General features: G+C 41.9%; 15 protein-coding genes. 4 read left to right on the forward strand and 11 right to left on the reverse strand.

Annotated features, from left to right (window positions below):
• Positions 1–24: 24 nt before the first annotated feature.
• Both PSF16_RS06330 and PSF16_RS06335 read right to left on the reverse strand, forming a co-directional pair.
• Entirely contained in the window at positions 25–2,505 is a 2,481-nt protein-coding gene (locus PSF16_RS06330; RefSeq protein WP_272688978.1) for a fimbria/pilus outer membrane usher protein, read from the reverse strand.
• A 102-nt stretch (positions 2,506–2,607) separates the two neighbouring features.
• Positions 2,608–3,186, reverse strand: coding sequence for a fimbrial protein (locus PSF16_RS06335; protein ID WP_006658575.1), 579 nt, complete (start codon positions 3,184–3,186; stop codon positions 2,608–2,610).
• Positions 3,187–4,142: 956 nt separating this feature from the next.
• On the opposite strand from PSF16_RS06335, the gene zur reads away from it, so the two are divergent.
• Positions 4,143–4,661 (forward strand): zinc uptake transcriptional repressor Zur, encoded by a 519-nt coding sequence (zur, locus tag PSF16_RS06340; protein ID WP_006663380.1) that lies wholly within the window; start codon positions 4,143–4,145, stop codon positions 4,659–4,661.
• A gap of 297 nt (positions 4,662–4,958) precedes the next feature.
• Here the strand turns inward: zur and lexA are convergent, their stop codons facing one another.
• Together lexA and PSF16_RS06350 are read right to left on the reverse strand one after the other, a co-directional pair.
• The gene (lexA, locus tag PSF16_RS06345) at positions 4,959–5,576 is read right to left on the reverse strand and encodes a transcriptional repressor LexA (protein WP_006658577.1); all 618 of its coding nucleotides are present in this window, start codon (positions 5,574–5,576) and stop codon (positions 4,959–4,961) included.
• Between the two features lie 138 nt (positions 5,577–5,714).
• Complete coding sequence (locus tag PSF16_RS06350) at positions 5,715–6,089, reverse strand: diacylglycerol kinase (protein WP_006658578.1); 375 nt, start codon at positions 6,087–6,089, stop codon at positions 5,715–5,717.
• A 124-nt stretch (positions 6,090–6,213) separates the two neighbouring features.
• Between PSF16_RS06350 and plsB the strand changes: the two genes are divergently transcribed.
• The gene (gene plsB / locus PSF16_RS06355; RefSeq protein ID WP_036968434.1) at positions 6,214–8,718 is read left to right on the forward strand and encodes a glycerol-3-phosphate 1-O-acyltransferase PlsB; all 2,505 of its coding nucleotides are present in this window, start codon (positions 6,214–6,216) and stop codon (positions 8,716–8,718) included.
• Between the two features lie 76 nt (positions 8,719–8,794).
• Here plsB and ubiA read toward each other — a convergent pair whose 3' ends face one another.
• From ubiA to pgi, 3 genes are all read right to left on the reverse strand, one after another.
• Positions 8,795–9,649, reverse strand: coding sequence for a 4-hydroxybenzoate octaprenyltransferase (gene ubiA / locus PSF16_RS06360; protein WP_036974430.1), 855 nt, complete (start codon positions 9,647–9,649; stop codon positions 8,795–8,797).
• 74 nt (positions 9,650–9,723) lie between these two features.
• Positions 9,724–10,227, reverse strand: a complete 504-nt coding sequence (gene ubiC, locus PSF16_RS06365) for a chorismate lyase (RefSeq protein ID WP_006658581.1) — start codon at positions 10,225–10,227, stop codon at positions 9,724–9,726.
• 290 nt (positions 10,228–10,517) lie between these two features.
• Positions 10,518–12,164: a glucose-6-phosphate isomerase gene (gene pgi / locus PSF16_RS06370; RefSeq protein WP_006658582.1), complete on the reverse strand. Its 1,647-nt coding sequence runs from the start codon at positions 12,162–12,164 to the stop codon at positions 10,518–10,520.
• A 360-nt stretch (positions 12,165–12,524) separates the two neighbouring features.
• Here pgi and lysC point away from each other — a divergent pair, with 360 nt between their 5' ends.
• On the forward strand, positions 12,525–13,892 hold the full coding sequence (lysC, locus tag PSF16_RS06375) for a lysine-sensitive aspartokinase 3 (RefSeq protein ID WP_272688979.1): 1,368 nt from the start codon (positions 12,525–12,527) through the stop codon (positions 13,890–13,892).
• Between the two features lie 84 nt (positions 13,893–13,976).
• Here lysC and PSF16_RS06380 read toward each other — a convergent pair whose 3' ends face one another.
• The 4 genes from PSF16_RS06380 to metH all read right to left on the reverse strand — a co-directional run bounded on the left by PSF16_RS06380 (position 13,977) and on the right by metH (position 20,656).
• Positions 13,977–14,222 (reverse strand): hypothetical protein, encoded by a 246-nt coding sequence (locus PSF16_RS06380; protein WP_272688980.1) that lies wholly within the window; start codon positions 14,220–14,222, stop codon positions 13,977–13,979.
• 354 nt (positions 14,223–14,576) lie between these two features.
• Positions 14,577–16,136 (reverse strand): tetratricopeptide repeat protein, encoded by a 1,560-nt coding sequence (locus tag PSF16_RS06385; protein ID WP_006658585.1) that lies wholly within the window; start codon positions 16,134–16,136, stop codon positions 14,577–14,579.
• Positions 16,137–16,330: 194 nt separating this feature from the next.
• Positions 16,331–16,918, reverse strand: coding sequence for a hypothetical protein (locus tag PSF16_RS06390; protein ID WP_006663385.1), 588 nt, complete (start codon positions 16,916–16,918; stop codon positions 16,331–16,333).
• 54 nt (positions 16,919–16,972) lie between these two features.
• Complete coding sequence (metH, locus tag PSF16_RS06395) at positions 16,973–20,656, reverse strand: methionine synthase (RefSeq protein WP_272688981.1); 3,684 nt, start codon at positions 20,654–20,656, stop codon at positions 16,973–16,975.
• Between the two features lie 256 nt (positions 20,657–20,912).
• On the opposite strand from metH, the gene iclR reads away from it, so the two are divergent.
• Positions 20,913–21,743, forward strand: coding sequence for a glyoxylate bypass operon transcriptional repressor IclR (iclR, locus tag PSF16_RS06400; protein WP_006658589.1), 831 nt, complete (start codon positions 20,913–20,915; stop codon positions 21,741–21,743).
• Positions 21,744–21,753: the final 10 nt, after the last annotated feature.

Consider the following 21,753-nt stretch of genomic DNA (forward strand, 5'->3'; position numbering starts at 1 on the left):
TTGACGTTAAAAATTTATTTATAATTATTTACATGGTAATAAAACATTATGTTCCATGTTGTTATCTAATTTTTCAGGCAATTGAATATGACATGAAGCATCATCACCCCATACCACATCAAGAGACTCTGATGGATTAACACCCGCTAAATAAACAAAACCTTTATCAGAAATAATTCCCACTTCTATTTTTTTCGCATTTTTGACTGAAGCCCCAAACGGTGGGTAGTCCCCATCAGCTAAGCTGATAATTCCCATTACTTTTTGCCCCGTAATGACATTAAACTTACGATATCCAATCGCACCTTCAGTCAACGTTGCATATTGTGTCGATTGCAATGCTTCGGCATTATCTGGCACATTTTTCAGATCGATATTTAAGTTATTACGGTTATAGTCCATCACACTCGTGATCACCGCTTTACCGTAGCGGTTAGTCCCGACGGGTGTAACACCATTTAAGATGGGTACATCCGCGACACCATTAGTATCGACTAATATTCTTGATCCGCCTTTAATTGAATTATTACGGTGTAATGCCCCGCCTTCGCCTGTCATGGTCATTCCGCCTTTTAACTGCATCGAGACGGTTGTTTGATTATCTTGAATATAAGTTCCGCTGAGGTTTAATTGGCTTCTATCACCATCATAACTATAGGTACCAGCTGTCGTTAACTTGTCTTTATCCCAGTTACCCGCAGAAACCGAGTAAGAAGAGCGATTATCAATTCGACTATAGTAGTTAACGTTATTGGTATTATTACCCCCTGCATACGAGCCGGAATAGCTAATACTTGATTCATTTTTATCCAATGGGATCATCAGATTTAAATAAATACCGTCATCATCGCTATCGCGTGATTTCGTTTTATATGCCGTCACACTCAGGCTGACATTTTTAATTTTGCCAATATCAAAATAGTTCGATAGCGTAAAGTTGTACTGGTTTGTAGACGCTCTATTCCAATAAGTTTGGTGTGAATAGTTCAAATACATATTCGCGTTGTAATCAGGGAATGCGGTACCAAAAATAATGGTATAAAGCTCTTTACCGCTATCGACCTTATCCCCTTTATAACGACGGTCAACAAATTGACTCATCGACATATAGTTTCTTTCAGAGAATCGATAACCCGCGAAGGTAATCTGACTATTAATTTCGTCGAATTGTTTTGAATACGTCAGGTTATAGGAATTCCCCGTCAACGTTTCATTGTCATCCAATCGACCCATTTGCGCGTGTGAAATATTGATGTTTCCAGATAACACACCAAATGGCGCAAAGTCACGTCCCAAACCAAATGCGATGTTTTGATATTCGGATGATGCCAACAAACCGCCATAAACAGTGGTGTTATTCGTCGCACCCCAAGACAGCGACCCCATACTGAATGCAGGGCCTTGAGTGTTATGGTCATCTTTCGTTGGTTTACCCATCACAAATTGGTAAATCAACTGTCCTGGACGAGTTAACGTACCCAGTCGAGAAGTTTCAACACGGTAATTTGTTGTCGTGCCATCTTGTTCTTGGATAGACACGTCCAGTGTACCGCCACCGAATGAGTTCACATCTTGAATACGGAATGGACCAGGACTGACTTCTGTTTGATAAATAATACGACCATCCTGTTTAACTATGACTGTCGCATTCGTTTTTGCAACACCAGAAATTTCAGGAGCATAGCCTTGTAAACGAGGTGGTAGCATAGCTTCATTGGTTTCGAGAGTTGCACCAATAAAACGAATACTATCAAACAGATTTGATGTTAAATATTGTTCACCTAATGTCAGGCGAGCACTCATCGAGCGAATGGCTCTATACGCATATAACTGGTTCCAAGACCATGATTTACTGCCTTTATTCAGCTCACCATTTTGTGTCTGCCAGTCAGCACGCAAACGCCATGCTCCGATGTTTGCCCCCATAGTCCCCGTGGCCGTCAGACCTGATTTCGCTCCTTTATCGCCGGTTTGTTTATTAACAACGCGTCCTGTCGCGTTATAGTCAATAAATGCGCCCATAATCCCGTCATCCCAACGTGATGGTGGGTCCCAATCAGGGTCTGAATACTCCATGTAGGCCTGAGGAATATTGAACTCTACAACGTTCTTCGCCAAATCCCCTTGAATTGTCATATCGGGAACAGAACGAATATCCAAACATTTTCCATCATCTAGCCATTTGACTTGGCTATCCCATTCCTTTTTTAATCCCAATAGCGCATAAATTTCAGGGGTAACACATGCCAATGAAATTTTATCGTCGTAATTAGGATTAAAAAATGTGATAGGTTGTTCCATAGAAACTTTAGCGCGGTTGACTTCAATCGCTAAAGAGTAGTCTCCAGGTGGGACATAATTGGCGTGAGAAAATTTACTGAAATCGACGTTTTCCTTACCGTCAGAATCAATGAAGTCGGTGTTAAAATCAACGGCTTCTTCAGAGAGTGCAACCATTGGCGTTAACATTAAAAGCATTAATTTTGTAATTAGATTTAGTTTCATGCTTTTCATTAACTGCGCACCTATAAAAACAAAGACAATGAAAATAGTTTGAAAAATATGGCGTATGACTACGCCATATTTATTCTCTATAGAAACTTACTGTTATTGGTAAACAATTTTGAAGTTAGCGACAGTGTCAAAACGACCTGTTGTTGCTTTCTTAGTTGGGTCTTCGTTACCTTTAACGTATGCAGCGAAGTGCAGAGTAGTTTCTGAACCGTCACCATTGTTTAACGCATAACCGTCACCAGTACCTGGGAATGCTTTACCAAATTCAACAACTTTGTCAGCACCGTTAGTGATTACGATACCTGCGTTTTGAACTTTACCGCCTAAGCCCAGTAAGTCACCAGTGAAGCCTTGGAAACCGTTTACTGTTGAACCAGTAAAGGTGATTTTTGCGTTTTTATAAGTTTCAGTTGAGCAGTTTTTCAGAACGATATCGAACGTTTTGCTATCTGAACGGAATTGGTTTGAAGTCAGTTCGTGCAATGCGATTTCGCCGAATTCAACTAATTGCTTCAGGTTGTCAGCGTCGATTGAACATGGAACATCATTGATGAAACCAGTAAAACGAATTTCACCTTGTGAACTTTCTACTGGGTCAGCAGCTAAAGCAGCACCAGAAACGCCAACACCTAAACCTAAAGCTAGAGTTAATGCTAATTTATTCAGTTTCATAAAAGTTTTCCTTTGAATGAGTAGGAACTGCTATTTCTCTTTCCTGTTTCTACGATGCAGAATTAAGTTTCTTTACTTAAGTAGTGCGCCCTTGAAGATTCCTCTAGCTTTCCTACTTGATGAATTTCATTCAGGTTAGAGATTTTTTTATATAAACAAGATCCATCTCATCTATGTGATTTAAAAAACAGAAATCATTGAGCCAACATTCTCACTTCCAAATTAATTATTGATTCATTCATTAATTAATTAAAATTGATATAGAACACTAAATGAATTCTGATGACTACCTTGTGATATTTTCTGATGTCAATTCTACATATGTGATATATGTTGTCAAAAAACACCCAAATAGAGAGTTTGCTTGGTTTTTTATATCGAAAAATCGACATAAACAAGCTTTAAGCATTAAATGAGTAAGCAAACTTGAAAAAATAATAAATTACTTAGAAAGATTTATATGAAGACTTCATTTTGTATTTATAAAAATTTAAAAATATTGCAAAAACCCTATAATTATAAAAATCTATATTTATATTTATTTACAAACTAATAGCCCAATAAAAGGAAAATTTATTAGATTTAACACCCAAGAATAGTCATTTTTACACAAGTAATTGCTATATAAAAAACAGACAGTAAGATAAGTCTTAATTAAAATATGCATCAAGCAGTAACCATAAATTTCAATATTTGTTTTTATTTGGTTAAATAAATCGTCAATTTATTAACCAAAATGTAGCAATTAGAGTTTTATTTAAAATAAAAAAGCTGACCATTTAAATAAGGTATCTGTTATTTATTAACCATACGTTTATTAAAGTTAAAACTCTGTATTAATTGTAGGGAAAATTGTTTATTCCATAAACATCATTTCAAACGCAACAGGAGCCGAAGTTATGATAAACTAAACAGTAATAAACATTTGAAGCGCTATTTAGGTGGGGCCAGACAAGATGACAATAATCAGTGAAGATATGCTGCTTACGACGGCCGAACGTATTTGCCAGTCTCGAGGTGTTCGTTTAACTCCACAAAGAGAAACGGTTTTACGACTAATTGCACAGCAACATGGGGCGATTAGTGCCTACGACCTTCTTGATTTGCTGCGTGAAATAGAACCTCAAGCTAAACCCCCTACTGTTTACCGCGGCTTAGAGTTCCTAATGGAACAAGGGTTTATCCATAAAATTGAATCCACAAACAGTTATGTGGTCTGCCACCATGTGGATAATCCAAGCCATATCTCAGTGATGTTGATTTGTGATAATTGTGGGAATGTGACGGAAAGTGATTGTACAACCATAGAAAAGGCTATTAGTACGCTTGCTGAAGAAAATCATTTTCATCTCAGGCATACCGTTGTAGAAAACCATGGTTTATGTCAAAAATGCGTTGAAATCACCAGTTGCCAAGATCATGAACATTGCGATCATGACCATCAGCCCCCGTCTAATCCAAAGAAAAAACCGTAAAAAACCTATCAGCAAAGGTTAATAAGATTAACGTCTCGCGCCATAGCTATAATAGATAACAACCTAATGGCAGAGGCAATAGATAGATAGATAGATAGATAGATAGATAGATAGATAGATAGATAGATAGATAGATAGATAGATAGATAGATAGATAGATAGATAGATAGAGCGAAGTGAATAAGAGTTATATGGCTATATAAAAAGAAAAGCCTATATAAACGGAAGAACAATATAAAGAAAAAACACCCGATAAAAAGAGATATTGAGTCTGCTACCAGACTCAATCACTCATCATCAATGCCAATCGCTATTACGGATAACCCCAACAGCTAACCCTTCAATAGTAAAATTCTGTTCGCGTAAATCAACAACGATTGGCGCAAACTCAGGGTTTTCAGCAATCAATTCAACGCGATTGCCTTGTTGTTTAAAGCGCTTAACGGTGACTTCATCCTCGATACGAGCCACAACTATTTGTCCATTATGGACATTCTGAGTTTTATGCACCGCGAGTAAATCACCATCCATGATGCCGATATCCTTCATCGACATACCATTCACACGCAATAAAAAATCCGCATGAGGTTTAAATAACTCTGGGTCAACTTGGTAGTGACTTTCAATATGTTCTTGTGCAAGCAATGGTTCGCCGGCGGCGACACGCCCAATCAGAGGAAGCCCTAAATCTTCGGTTTCTTCTTCTAACAACAGACGAATGCCTCTGGAAGCTCCAGAAACAATTTCAATAACCCCTTTACGAGCTAAGGCTTTTAAATGTTCTTCTGCCGCATTAGGCGAACGAAATCCCAAACTTGCTGCTATTTCAGCGCGTGTTGGTGGCATGCCCGTCTGCGAAATGTGGTCACGCACCAGATCGTAAACTTGCTGCTGTCGAGCTGTCAGTGCTTTCATCCCGTTCCCCTGTTTGTTTATACAGTCAAACTGTGAGTATATACAGGTAAATGGGGATTGGGAACTGTTAAATTAGCCAAAATCTGTAATTTATTGCTGAATTCTTTGCTTTTTCTCTCTTTTGTTATTTTTAGACTATTAAAGTGCGAAATAACGTTCCCAGAGAACGGTAGCCCAAATAAATAACGCCAATCCAATGGTGACAAAGACCGCAGCGGAGCCAATATCTTTTGCTCGGCCCGATAATTCATGATATTCCGTGCCAACACGGTCAACAACGGCTTCAATAGCGCTGTTTATTAACTCGACGATCGCGACTAAAACCACTGAACCTATCAGTAAAATTCTATCAATTTGGCTAATGTCCAAGTAAAAAGCTATAATTATCGCAATGATAGCAGCAACCGCTTCCTGCCTAAATGCGGCTTCATTCACCCATGCTGCCTTTAAACCCTTAAGGGAGTACCCAGCTGCTTTGATAACTCGCGTGAGTCCCTTAGTTTGACTTGCCATATTTTTTCCTTAATTTTTAAACAATAATCAACTTTTGCAGTCAAAGTGAATTATCGATAACAGATCTAAACACTGCTTTCTGATATGATTGCGCAGCATTACTAACAAGAGGCTATAATCGTTTATGTCACTATGGCGTAAAATATATTACAACACGTTGAATTTACCACTGAAATTATTGGTAAAAAGTAAACTAATTCCAACGGACCCGATAACAGAGTTGCAGCTTGATCCAAACAAGCCAACGCTGTACGTTTTGCCATATCACTCAAAGTCCGACCTTCTCACGCTTCGCCAACAATGCTTAGCGATTGGTTTACCTGATCCTCTCGTGGATAACGACATCAATGGCACCCAGCTCCCTGCCTATGTGTTCATTGATGATGGTCCGCGTGTATTCCGTTACTACTCTCCAGATCCACGTAAAGAGTCAGTAAAAATATTCCATGCGTATCTTGATTTGCATAAAAATAATCCAAATCTAGATATTCAAATGCTGCCAGCATCGGTCATGTTCGGGCGAGCGCCTGGACGCGAAGGCCATAAGCCTGCACCCCTGAAATTACTAAACGGTGTGCAAAAATTCTTCGCCGTCCTTTGGTTAGGGCGCGATAGCTTTGTGCGTTTTTCACCCAGTATTTCACTGGGTCAAATGGCGCAAGAGCATGGTACCGACACGATTATTGCCAATAAACTCGCTCGTGTGGCGCGTATTCATTACTCTCGCCAACGTTTGGCGGCTGTCGGTCCAAAACTGCCTGCACGTTATGAGCTTTTTAATAAATTGCTTTCTTCTAAAGCGATTGAAAAAGCCGTCGAAGATGAAGCTCGCAGCAAAAAAATTCCATTACAAAAAGCCCAGCAAAATGCCGTGGCGATGATGGAAGAGATCGCCGCTAACTTCTCATATGAAGCAGTACGACTCACTGACCGAGTTTTAGGTTGGACATGGAACCGCTTGTATCAAGGGATTAACGTTCAGCATGCTGAACGTGTTCGTCAATTGGCTCAAGATGGTCATGAAATTGTCTATGTGCCGTCCCATCGTAGCCACATGGACTACTTGCTGCTTTCATATGTTCTCTATCATCAAGGGCTGGTACCACCGCACATTGCAGCTGGTATTAACCTCAATTTCTGGCCAGCAGGTCCCATTTTCCGCCGTTTAGGGGCATTCTTTATTCGTCGTACGTTTAAAGGCAATAAACTCTATTCTACCGTATTCCGCGAATACCTCAGTGAGCTCTTTGCTCGCGGCTATTCGATTGAGTACTTTGTGGAAGGTGGACGCTCACGTACAGGTCGCTTGCTGGAACCTAAAACCGGTACCTTGTCGATGACCTTGCAGGCCATGTTACGTGGAGACTCTCGCCCTATCACTATCGTCCCTATCTATATTGGATACGAACATGTGATGGAAGTGGGAACTTATGCGAAAGAATTACGTGGCGCGGAAAAAGAGAAAGAAGGCTTCTTCTCGATGGTACGTGGTTTACGTAAGTTACGTAATTTAGGTCAGGGCTATGTGAATTTTGGTCAGCCAATTTCACTCACCCAATACTTAAATAATCGCGTACCTAATTGGCGTGAATCCATTGACCCTATTGAGCCTCAGCGCCCAACTTGGTTGAACCCAACGGTCAGTAGTCTGGCTGATAACATTATGGTGAATATCAATAATGCGGCAGCCGCTAACGCGATTAACTTATGTTCAACAGCACTGTTAGCGTCGCGTCAACGTTCACTGACCCGCGAACAACTGATTGAGCAAATCGAGTGCTATCTGCAGCTACTGCGCAATGTGCCTTACACTGCCGATGCAACCACGCCGAACAAAACGGCTGAAGAGCTGCTTGAACACGCTTTGCAGATGAATAAGTTTGAAGTCGAAAAAGACAGCATGGGGGATATTATTATTCTGCCACGCGAAAATGCCGTCTTAATGACCTATTACCGTAACAATATTCATCACTTACTGGTTCTGCCTTCGCTTATCGCCAGCATTGTGCTGCACCATGAGCGCATTAGCCGTGACGCAATTCACCAGCAAGTTGCGCTGATTTATCCATTCCTGAAAGCTGAGCTGTTTATGCGTTATGACGCAAATGCGCTCACGGAAACGGTGGATACATTGATTGATGAGCTGAACAGCCAAAAGTTGATCTGCCTGAAAGACGATAATATGGTGGTATTAAATCCTCGCCGTATTCGTCCTTTACAGCTGCTGGCAGCAGGTGTTCGTGAAACACTGCAACGTTATGCCATCACGCTATCATTACTCAATGCAAGCCCAGAAGTCAGCCGCAATACATTGGAAAAAGAAAGCCGCATGCTCGCGCAGCGTCTGTCCGTTCTACACGGTATTAATGCCCCTGAATTCTTTGATAAGGCCGTGTTCTCGACATTGGTCGATACACTCAAAGATGAAGGGTACATCGATAATAACGAGAACGATATTTTCTCTACCAATGCGAAAAAACTGTATGCAGTGCTTGCCCGCTTAATGTCACCGGAAATCCGTTTGACCATTGAAAGCGTGAGCCAAACTGAAGAGCTTTCAGCACCGAAACCGGCACCAATAAGCACACCGGAAACGACCGAATCAAGCTCAGAAGTACCGAAAGAGTAATCTCACAAATCAGCGAGACGCACCAACAAAAAAGGGTAATGCATTTGCATTACCCTTTTTTTATCCATTTCACTGATTAGAAATAGCTGACAACCATACCGAAAAACAGAATTAAACCGACATAGTTATTATTCATAAACGCTTTAAAGCAGGGAGCTCGTTCACGGTTTATCATCAATTGCTGCTGATAAACAAACAACGCAGCGGCAAGCACCAATGAGCCATAATAGACAAGACCTAAGTTGGCTAAGACACCTATCACAACCAGTAGTCCTATCATCACAACCTGCAACAGCCCAATGATACGTTTGTCATATTGACCAAATAAAATGGCTGTCGACTTCACACCAATTTTTAAATCGTCATTACGGTCAACCATGGCATATTGTGTGTCATAAATCACTGACCAGATAATATTGACCAAAAACAGTAACCAACACACTAAAGGTAAAGACTCACTAACTGCGGAGAACCCCATTGGAATAGACCAGCCAAATGCAGCACCCAAGACCACTTGAGGTAAATGACTTACGCGTTTCACAAACGGGTAAATCCACGCTAACGCTAACCCCGCGACCGATAACCAAATGGTCATGGTATTTAAGGTCAAAACCAACAAGAAGGAGAGTCCCACCAACGCAGCGAATAAAATTTTCGCTTCTTTTTCAGTGACATCGCCGCTCGGTAATGGGCGATGCTTGGTTCTTTCCACATGTCCATCAAAATGACGATCAGCAAAATCGTTGATAACACAGCCTGCGGCACGCATCAAAAAGACACCCGCCGTAAAGACAATCAGGATATGCAAACTTGGCGAGCCTTGGGCCGCAATCCACAGCGCCCAATAGGTTGGCCACAGCAATAAGAGTGAACCAATAGGTCTATCAATACGCATTAAACGGCTGTATGCATGCCATTTACTTAGCGCCATACTTCCCTCCACGTTGTCGTGCTCCTTTATGCTTCTATTTTACCCATAAACGTCATTTGAATTATGTTAGATAGTTATCTATATGCAGGTGATTCAGGTAAAAATATTTCGGTTAATAATAATGGTTTTTGGGACAGTCTAAGTAAGGAACGGCGAACCCAGCGGTCAGCACTGGTGCCCATTTCAATATAATCTCGGGTTAGGTGTTCATGACTAAAGAGATAGCGCCCTAATGGGACTCGCCCAAGCTCGACTAATTTTTTGTCATTATCGGTGAGCGTCTCTTCTGGGATCAGCGTTCTGCCAATCAACCAAGGGATATTATCCCCATACATAATCACTTCCCGTAGCCAATAACGCTCACTAATTGGTAAGCATTTTTGTTCGTCGGTGGTGAGCATATCCAGTGAGATATAGCGTTCTAAATAAGGTATCACCGTCACTTTCTGACAATGCTGCTCAAACCGTTTGGTCATCGACCTTTGCTCTTGCAACCAACCTAATACATTTTCAGGAACACTCTCTTCGCCTTCTACGAACCAACTTATAGGATGAGAGGTAAAAATCGTTTCATGCATTCAATCAAATTCCACCATAGAAATTATGGTTATCCCCTGATTGCTACTCTAGCGTGTTAAAGCCACAACCAGCATCGTTCATCTAAATTATTGGGCGATAGAATAGCACGTTGTGATAGTGCAAGGTTAAAGATAGATAACAATTTATATAAAAAGTCACTAATTCAACACAAATTGTGAAAATTTTGTAAAAAATATTTGATTTATAATGAGTTAGCTCAGATACCATATTTTATTAGGATACTAATAGCCTGCCAATTACAGGCTATTAGTCGCTTAAAAAAACGTCATTAACGCCAGTTTTTATAGCAATTAATCAAGCCATTCGTTGAGCTGTCATGGCTGGCAACAGCCTGACTATTTTCCAACTCTGGTAGAATTCGGCTCGCCAGTTGCTTACCTAATTCCACACCCCATTGGTCAAAGGTGAAAATATTCAAAATTGCGCCTTGGGTGAAAATTTTATGCTCATACATCGCAATCAGCGCACCTAATGAGTACGGGGTAATCTCTTTCAGCAAAATAGAGTTAGTTGGGCGGTTACCTTCAAATACTTTGTAAGGTGCAACATACTCCATCTCTGCTACCGTTTTACCTTGTGCTGCAAATTCCGCATCAACCACTTCGCGGGTTTTACCGAATGCTAACGCTTCAGTTTGTGCAAAGAAATTAGAAAGCAGTTTATCGTGATGATCGCCTAATGGGTTGTGAGTCACCGCTGGTGCAATAAAATCACATGGGATCATTTTAGTTCCTTGGTGGATCAGCTGGTAGAATGCGTGCTGACCATTAGTCCCTGGCTCACCCCAAATAATCGGACCCGTTTGGTAGGATACGGCATGACCATTTCGGTCGATGTATTTCCCATTCGACTCCATATTGCCTTGTTGGAAATAAGCAGCGAAACGATGCATGTATTGATCGTATGGAAGAATCGCTTCAGTTTCTGAACCAAAAAAGTTGTTATACCAGATGCCGATCAGCGCTAACAATACGGGGATATTACTTTCTAGAGGGGTTTGCGTGAAGTGTTTATCCATCGCATGAGCGCCGCTCAATAATTGAACGAAATTATCATATCCCACGGATAAAACAATTGATAAACCAATCGCTGACCACAGAGAGTAACGACCACCAACCCAATCCCAAAATTCGAACATGTTATTGGTATCAATACCAAATTTTGCAACTTGTTCACTGTTGGTTGATAACGCAACAAAATGCTTCGCAATATGCTTTTCATCTTTAGCGAACGTCAATAACCACTCACGAGCAGAGTGCGCATTGGTCATGGTTTCTTGAGTCGTAAAGGTTTTGGATGCGATGAGGAAGAGCGTCGTTTCTGGATTGAGGTCTTTCAGCGTTTCCGCAATTTGAGTGCCATCGACGTTAGAAACAAAATGCATATTCAAATGGTTTTTATAAGGGCGTAGCGCCTCAGTCACCATGAATGGCCCCAGATCTGAGCCACCAATACCAATGTTCACAACATCCGTAATTGCTTTACCAGTGTACCCTTTCCACTCACCACTAATAATACGCGCACTGAACTGTTGCATCTTTTCCAGTACGGCATTCACGTCTGGCATAACATCTTTGCCATCCACCAGCACCGGTGTATTGTCGCGATTACGCAATGCCGTGTGCAGTACCGCACGGTCTTCGGTGCGGTTGATTTTTTCACCACTAAACAGACTTTTGATAGCATCTTCCAGTTGCGTCTCTTTGGCTAATGCCAAAAGTTTGTCTAATGTGTCTTGCGTAATACGGTTTTTGGAGAAATCCACTAAGATTTGATCATCAAAAGTGGCAGAAAACTTCGTAAAGCGCTGTGCATCTTGTGCAAATAAGTCACGCATATGCACATTTTTCATTTCTGCATAATGCTGCTCTAGCGCTCGCCATGCCGCCGTTTGGCTTGGATTGATACTTTTCATGGATAACACTCCCAAAACAATTTCAAATAAAAATAGATTGTAACTCGCAGAGAACACGAAGCTTATCGGTTTTCTGCGTTCTCATAATTTGCTGTCATTAAGTCTATTCTCCCAAACCTAACACCAACTGTCATCTCATACCCGAAAAGGTATTGAGAAAACCGATAATCTTTTATCCATCATTAGAATTACTGATTTACCTTGATTCATCATTGACGATACGTGCCAAAGTCGATAAATCTATTACTCCAACGTATTTCAAGCTGTTGATGTCTTATCTGATTCAGCCAGCACCACACGAATTATTTTGGATTTATGCACTATTTAAAGATAGGCGGTTTAATTAAAGGGATTGAGAAAATGAATACAGTAGCTGGCAGTAATCAGTTTGTTATCGCAAAATTCGGCGGCACTAGCGTCGCTAACTTCGATGCCATGAATAAAAGTGCGGATATCGTACTGGCAAATAACCATGTGCGAGTGGTTGTACTCTCTGCTAGTGCGGGGATCACCAATTTGCTCATTGAACTTGCCGAAGGTTGTGACACTGATAAACGTAACGAGCTACTGCAACAAGTTAAACAGACTCAATATGACATTATTGAACATCTGCAAACGGCGGATGTCATTCGCGAAGAAATTGACCGCTTACTTGAAAATATTGCCCATTTAGCTGATTCAGCCTCACTTGCCACCTCCGATGCCTTAACGGATGAAATGGTCAGCCACGGCGAAATTATGTCGACCTTATTATTTGTCGAAGTATTACGCCAACGTGGGGCATCTTCTCAGTGGTTCGATGTCCGAAAAGTTATGAGAACCAACGAACAATTTGGTCGTGCTGAACCGGATCTTGAGCAGCTACACGTGCTCGCTCAGCAGCACTTGCTACCCCGTTTAGACAATTCCATTATTATCACCCAAGGATTTATTGGTCGTGATGCCAAAGGACGCACAACTACATTAGGTCGCGGAGGCAGTGATTACACCGCGGCGCTTCTCGCTGAAGTATTGAATCTGTCTCGTGTGGATATTTGGACTGATGTTCCGGGAATTTACACGACTGATCCTCGTGTAGTCCCAAATGCTCAGAAAATCGATGAAATCGCTTTTGACGAAGCCGCCGAAATGGCAACTTTCGGGGCAAAAATTCTGCACCCAGCGACATTATTGCCAGCCGTACGTGCGGGGATCCCTGTTTTTGTCGGATCAAGTAAAGCGCCAGAAGCTGGCGGCACCATTGTGAGCGATAAAACGGAAAACCCACCACAATTTAGGGCGTTAGCACTACGTCGCAAACAAACATTACTGACATTGCACAGTTTGAAAATGCTGCATGCTCGCGGTTTTCTTGCTGAAATATTTACTATCTTACTGCGCCATAATATTTCAGTCGATTTGATAACCACCTCGGAAGTCAGTGTGGCGCTCACTTTAGATACAACGGGCTCCACCGGCACGAATGGCAGTTTACTGACCAATGCCTTAATGACGGAGTTATCGCCTCTGTGTCGTGTGGAGGTTGAAGAAGACCTTGCGCTCGTCGCAATCATCGGTAACCAGCTGTCACAAGTCAACGGGCTCGGTAAACAAATTTTTGGTGTGCTGGAGTCATTCAACATTCGCATGATCAGTTACGGTGCGAGCAGCCATAATATCTGCTTGCTTGTCCCCGGTAACGATGTGGAAGAAATTGTGCGTACTTTGCACAGCAATCTTTTTGAGTAAGCGTCTGTTTGAATAGCAGTGAGATAAAAACGATAACGGGCAATCTTTTGATTGCCCGTTTGACTTGATGATAAAGAAATAAAGCTAGCGGCTAAGGAAAGACGTAATTAGCCCGCTAAAAGTTGACTCTCCCGCAAAAGCATAGGTACTTTTCAACTCTTCTCCACGAATATCAGCAAAGCGTCCTAGCGCTAATTCTTTGGTATTCGCATCTATCTCTTCAAACTGCTTTTGGTAACCCGCATTCAGCAACTCTGCCGCTGCTTGGCTTTCCGTCATCTCCAACGCAACCACTTCGTCGGATTTAATAAAAAAACAATAAGTGCTCATTTGACACCTCATTTTTTCATACTCAAAAAACAACTAAACTCGTTCTACTCTAATAGAGATATTCACAACAAATACTCAACAAAGAACCAGTTAATAAAACTATACTTCATTATTTAGGTAAATAAAAATACCATCCTAATTCACAAAGATTGATAATTTTTATGGTGTTGTCAATCGGTAATGTCTTTTAAAAAAGACATCAGAAAAAGTGCAGTTAAAATAATTATCAATAATATCAGAATGATATTTTGAAAATATGGTAATACAGTAAAATGTATATTAATGATTAAGAAGCCAATAACATCAATAAGGCTATTGGCTTACAGAAGTCAATGGATCAAGGATGTTGTTCATTCATTTTTTAGAAGGTAATGAATTTTTTACACTTTCCGTGTATTCCAGCATGTTGGCTTTCGCATCTTGGTTTTTTTCCAATAATGCTAAGTTATTTTTTGCGGTCACATTCCCTAATTTATCTGCTCGCTCAAACCACATAATGGCACGAAAGATATTCTTGCTCCCGCCTTCCCCTCTCGCATACATCACACCGAGGTTATTTTGCGCATCACTGTTTTCATTGAAAGCGGCAGACTCTAAGAGCGATCGTGCTTTTTGGCTATCTTGTTGAACGCCAGTTCCTGTCAGGTAAAAAATTGCTAACTGGTTTTTGGCATCCATATTGTCTTTCTCAGTGGCTTGCAGCCACTTAACAATTTGCTGGATATCGACGTCCTTAATCTGACCGGCTAGGTATAAATTGGCGAGTTTTAATTGAGCTTCAACAATGTCTGAATCCGCAAGCTCCATATACCATTGAATCGCTTTGACCATATCGGGCTTAATACCACCCAGTCCTTTTTCATAATACTCCGCCACTTTCATGGCACCTTCAGCGGATTCATTATCTGCCGCCATTTGATACCATTTGAATGCTTCACTCAAATCTTGCCCAACGCCGTCACCTTGTTCATAGGCTTGCGCTAACGCATATTGCGCAGCTAATTCACCTTGCGTCGCGGCACGTTTATACCAATAAACGGCTTGGTAGCTATTTTGTTCAACTAACGGCGGATGACCTTTATGATAAAAATCACCCATATTTTTTTGTGCAACTGGTGAGCCCATATTCGCTGCTTGGCGATACAGATAAATTGCCGTACTTTCATCCTTTTCCATCCCTTCGCCGTTTTCATACATTACGGCTAAGTTATTGACTGCGGAAGCCACACCATTACTTGCACTGCGCTCATACCATGTCAGCGCTTTATCATAATCAATATCACCACCGAGCCCATCGTGGTAAAAAAGACCAATCGCAAACTGTGCATATTCTTGCTCTTGCTCAGCCGCTTCATAATACCAAGCACGGGCTTGTTTATAGTCTTTTTCGACGCCTAAGCCGCGCTCAAATAAATAGCCCATGGCGTATTGGCAATATGCATCACCTTTTTCGGCGCACTTGCGATACCAGCTCTCCGCTTGCACATAATCGTTTTTCCGCTGTGCCAGCATACCAATATAATAATCGCCATCATTACTATTTAAATCAGAGGCTTTTTTAAACCAGTAATACGCTTTATTTTCATCAGCATCGAGAAAATCAGTACCATCTAAATAAGCAACGCCAACATCAATCATGGCATCTACTTTGCCCGCATTTGCGTCTTTAATACGACTTTGAAAATCAGTTGGCAGATGGGTTGGCTCAGTCACTTCAAGCGCTTTAGGAAAAGGTTCCACTAATGCTGAATCCGCCTGAGGTGCTAAAACCACAGGGGTAATATTCGGGGTTGAAGACGGGTTATCGACCACTTTTGAAGATTGATGATGAAATTCACCCGACTCTATTGGCTCTGCTTGCACATAAGGGGCACAGATAATGCAGAAACTAAATAAGAGAGAGGGTAATTTCATGACATATACTCACAGCTTGGCATTGACCACTGCTATATAAGATATCATTCCCATACAAAAATCATAAGGACTATAAGTCGAAAATAAGCAAATGAAGTGAATATTTAAGAAAATAATTTGGGTGATTATCGTAATTGGTCACAAAACGAGCTAATCACCCTCTTATTATTCATTGAAGGGTTTAATGATGGGAATTAATTAACGCGATACCCGCCATGTTTACTCGCAAATAAATTAAATTTACCCCATTCAATTAAAATCAATTCCAATTGTTGGTGGCTAATTTTACATAGCGTCGATATTTGAGAAACCACAAAATGGTTTTCACTCACTAATTCTGCAGAAAATACCTCAGCAATTAATTCGCTTTCTTTTGCTGTAATTAACCAGCCATCATTAGTCGCGAATTTATGAACCGGAACCATACCTTCTTTTGGGCTTTCTTTAGAGAGTAACTTCTCTTCCGCTTGCTGAGCTTGATAGAATGCATCAATCTCCTCTTGCGAAGGAAGCGGCTCAACTCGCTCTTGGTTTTCTAAGAACAGATAAATTTCTTCCGCTCTCGCTGGCGTTAACTCACTTCTTAACCAAATTTGGTTAAAGCAATGTTCCGTCAATGAATCTTCAGTATCCAGCTTATCCATAATTTGCAAAATGCTCATCATGGCACTCACCGCACTTTCACTCATGAAAAATGTGTCTGGTGCTGCACTATTTTGGATCTGATAAGGATAAACTGCCGAAGACGGCAATTTTCCTTCAATTATAAATTCATAGCTCATCATTTGCTCCCAATAGATTTCTTACCTATAAGATGGAGGCGAATAACTGAAAAATCAATCCTCTGGATCATACCCTAAGTTCGGGGCTAACCAGCGCTCTAATTCCGCTACGGTCATGCCTTTACGTTTGGCATAATCTTCAATCTGATCGTTTTGCACCTGCGCCACTGCAAAATACTTACTGTCAGGATGACTAAAGTACCAACCTGATACGGATGCCCCCGGCCACATTGCATATGAGCTAGTCAATTGCATTCCAATTTTGTCTTCGACATTCAGAAGCTGCCAGATTTTTTCTTTTTCCGTGTGTTCAGGACAAGCTGCATAGCCAGGAGCAGGACGGATCCCTTGATAATTTTCACGGATGAGTTCTTCGTTACTCAGGCTTTCATCGGGTGCATAACCCCAATATTGCGTTCTCACCTGTTGGTGCAAATACTCAGCAAAGGCTTCTGCTAAGCGATCTGCCAATGCTTTAACCATAATTTTATTATAATCATCGTGGGCATTTTCATATTGTTCCGCTAGCGTATCTTCCTCTAACCCGCCTGTGACGGCAAACGCACCAATATAATCCGCTTTACCGCTCTCTTTCGGCGCCACAAAATCAGATAAACAGTAATTTGGAAAATCCGTTTTCAGTGTCTGTTGGCGTAAATTAAGTGACACCGCTTGCACCTGATCCCGTTCGGAAGAGCGATAGATCTCCACATCATCAACAACACGATTTGCAGGAAAAATCCCGAAAATTCCTTTGGGTGTGAGTAAATTTTGGCTATCTAGCTTATCGAGCATCGCATTCGCATCCGCCAATAATTTACGCGCCTCTTCCCCTACAACTTCATCTTCTAAAATACGAGGGTATTTGCCTGCCAATGACCACGTCATAAAGAATGGCGTCCAATCGATATAATCACGCAATATCTTAATCGATGCAGTCACTTCCTGAACGCCTAAGAATTTAGGGACTGGCGGCTGATAATGTTGCCAATCAATCTTCACTGCATTTGCACGCGCAACCTCTAATGGAACGGGCGGTGTTCTTGGCTTTTTGCGTCCATGTTGCTGACGTACGGTATCATATTCACGGCGCGTTCGCGCAACAAAGTCATTCTTTTGAGTGTCTGAAAGTAACGCGGCGACAACACCGACTGTGCGAGACGCATTTTGCACGTACACAGTTGGTCCGGAATAGTTTTGTTCAATTTTCACCGCGGTATGTGCTTTCGAGGTTGTCGCCCCACCAATCAGCAGTGGCAATGTAAATCCTTGACGTTCCATTTCTTTTGCCACATGCACCATCTCATCTAACGACGGTGTAATCAGCCCCGATAAACCAATAATATCGACGTTTTGTTCACGAGCGGTTTTCAGGATCGTTTCACATGGCACCATAACGCCTAAATCAATGATTTCATAGTTATTACACTGCAGAACGACGCCCACGATATTTTTGCCAATGTCGTGCACATCCCCTTTCACCGTCGCTAATAATACTTTACCTGCGCTACTTCCAGACTGTTTTAATTCTTGAATATACGGCTCTAAATACGCGACAGCTTGTTTCATCACACGGGCTGATTTTACCACCTGTGGCAGGAACATTTTGCCTTCACCAAAGAGATCCCCGACCACGTTCATCCCATTCATCAAGGGACCTTCAATCACTTCAATCGGGCTTGCGGCTCGCTGCCGCGTCTCTTCCGTATCTTGAATAATAAATTCGGTAATTCCTTTAACTAACGAATACTCAAGACGCTTTTCAACTTCCCAACTACGCCACTCCGCTTGTTGAATTTGCTGCTCTTGTCCACCGCTCCCACGGTATTTTTCCGCCAGCTCTAACAGCCTTTCAGTCCCATCGTCGCGACGATTCAGAATCACATCTTCCACAGCATCTTTGAGCTCAATAGGAAGATCATCATAAATCGCCAATTGCCCCGCATTGACGATCCCCATATCCATACCGTTTCGGATTGCGTGATACAAAAATACAGCGTGGATCGCCTCACGCACAGGATCATTACCGCGGAATGAAAAAGAGACGTTTGAGACCCCACCAGAGATCAAAGCATGAGGTAATTGATCTTTAATATCTTTGCAGACTTCAATAAAATCAACCGCATAGTTATTGTGCTCTTCGATTCCTGTTGCTACTGCAAAAATGTTCGGGTCGAAAATAATATCTTCCGGTGGAAAGCCGACGGTTTCGGTTAAAATTTGGTAGGCGCGCCGGCAAATCTCAATTTTACGTGCTCGCGTATCTGCTTGCCCCACTTCATCGAACGCCATGACAACCATAGCAGCGCCGTATTTACGAACGAGTTTTGCATGATCAATAAATGCATCGATTCCCTCTTTCATCGAAATAGAGTTCACAATCCCTTTGCCTTGAATGCATTTGAGCCCTTTTTCGATCACATCCCATTTCGAGGAGTCGATCATAATTGGCACACGAGCAATATCCGGTTCACCCGCAATCAAATTCAGAAAACGTACCATCGCAGCATGGGAATCTAGCATTCCCTCATCCATATTAATGTCGATAATCTGCGCGCCGTTTTCCACTTGTTGGCGGGCGATATCAAGCGCTTCTTGGTAATTTTCTTCTTTAATTAAGCGCTTAAATTTCGCTGAGCCGGTAACGTTAGTTCGTTCCCCTACGTTCACAAACAAAGACTGTGCACCGATATTCAACGGTTCTAGACCGGATAACCGACATTCCACAGGAAGCGTTGGCAACTGCCGAGGTTTTACTCCCTCAACAGCTTGTGCCATTTTTTGAATATGAAGCGGCGTTGTTCCGCAACATCCACCAACAATATTTAAAAATCCGGCCTCTGCCCATTCACGGATTTGCTGAGCCATATTTTGGGCATCAAGATCATATTCGCCAAACGCGTTTGGCAATCCCGCATTTGGATGGGCGCTTACATAGCATTCTGAAATACGAGATAATTCAGCGATATATTGACGAAGTTCATCAGGACCTAAGGCACAATTAAGCCCAAAAGAAATAGGCTGAGAATGGCGCAGAGAATTATAAAATGCTTCCGTCGTTTGCCCTGATAACGTCCGCCCCGAGGCATCCGTAATTGTGCCAGAGATCATCACCGGCAAATGGATCCCTAACGCTTCAAACTCCGTTTCAACTGCAAAAATCGCGGCCTTGGCATTCAACGTATCAAAAATAGTTTCGATCATGATCAGATCTGCACCACCTTTAATCAGCGATCGCGTGGACTCCCGATAAGCTTCCACCAGCTGATCAAACGTGACATTACGAAATGCCGGATCATTCACATCCGGAGAAATCGAGGCAGTGCGGTTTGTGGGTCCAAGAACGCCAGCAACATAACGCGGTTTTTCCGGCGTTTTACGTGTCCATTCATCGGCACATTCACGAGCAAGACGAGCTGCGGTCTCGTTAATTTCAGCAGAAAGGGCTTCCATTTTATAATCCGCCATCGCGATGATGGTGGAGTTAAACGTATTGGTTTCAATAATATCCGCCCCTGCGGCGAAATATTGGTTATGAATATCACGAATAATGTCAGGCTGAGTGAGGACAAGCAGATCGTTGTTGCCTTTAAGATCACTGGACCAATCGGCAAAGCGCTCTCCTCGGAACTGCTCTTCGGAGAGTTTATGGCGCTGGATCATCGTTCCCATCGCACCATCAAGGACTAAAATTCTATTTTTTAATTGTTGTTCTAATTGGTTTTTCTTACTGGACACTGCACTGTCCTCCTGAAAATGATAATCCTTCGGCCCCATCAGCCCCACATAACGATATTGCTAAACCATCAATAAATTGAAAATAAACTAAATTTGTATAAATCACATCCTATCACAACTTAAGATTGGAAAATTATTCGTCATGATGAGAGTTTCTCAGGTTGCCAAAGATCGACTTTTTGCTGATCCGATGAGTATTTTTGGGTGAAATCATTCATAATAGAAACGAATATTCATTCCTGTCAGGAGACACTTGATGGCGGCTTCACCAATTACTAAAAAAATAAAGAAGGCAAAGGGACCTGCAAGTGGGGCAACTGCTGCCGGACAAGTTCAATCCTTAAGTCGTGGACTGACGCTTTTGGAATACATTTCCGAATCAACCGGTGGGATCGCTCTCACTGATTTAGCCCTTCAAGCAGGTTTACCTAATTCCACCACCCACCGTTTATTAATGACCCTCGAACAACATGGTTTCGTGCGTCAAACAGGGGATCTCGGATTATGGGTGATAGCTTCTCATGCCTTTATCATCGGCAGTAGCTTCCTTGAAAGTCGTAATTTATTAGCCCTTGTGCATCCTATATTACGTCGTTTGATGGAAGAATCTGGTGAAACGGTCAATTTAGCGATTTTGGATCACACTGAGTATGACGCGGTGATTGTTGACCAAGTGCAATGTAACGCATTAATGCGCATGTCAGCCCCTATTGGCGGAAAGCTGCCTCTACATGCCTCCGGCGCGGGAAAAGCCTTCATTGCCAACTTACCCGAAGAGCAGTTGATTCCTTTACTCAGTAAAAAAGGCTTACATGCCTATACACCACATACTTTGACTAACCCATCAGCATTGAAAGACAATCTACAACAGGCTAAAAAACAAGGATTTTCTTATGATGATGAGGAGCATGCTCTCGGATTAAGGTGCATAGGTGCTTGTATTTATGATGAACATAAAGAGGCATTTGCGGCGATCTCTATTTCAGGTCCACTTTCGCGGATCACGGATGATCGTGTGACTGAGCTTGGCGCGATGGTGATCAAAGCTGCTAAAGAGATCAGCCATGAATATGGTGCCAATCGCTAAAACGCAAAAG

Source organism: Providencia sp. PROV033 (genome assembly GCF_028484855.1).
GTDB classification, from domain to species: Bacteria; Pseudomonadota; Gammaproteobacteria; order Enterobacterales; family Enterobacteriaceae; genus Providencia; species Providencia alcalifaciens.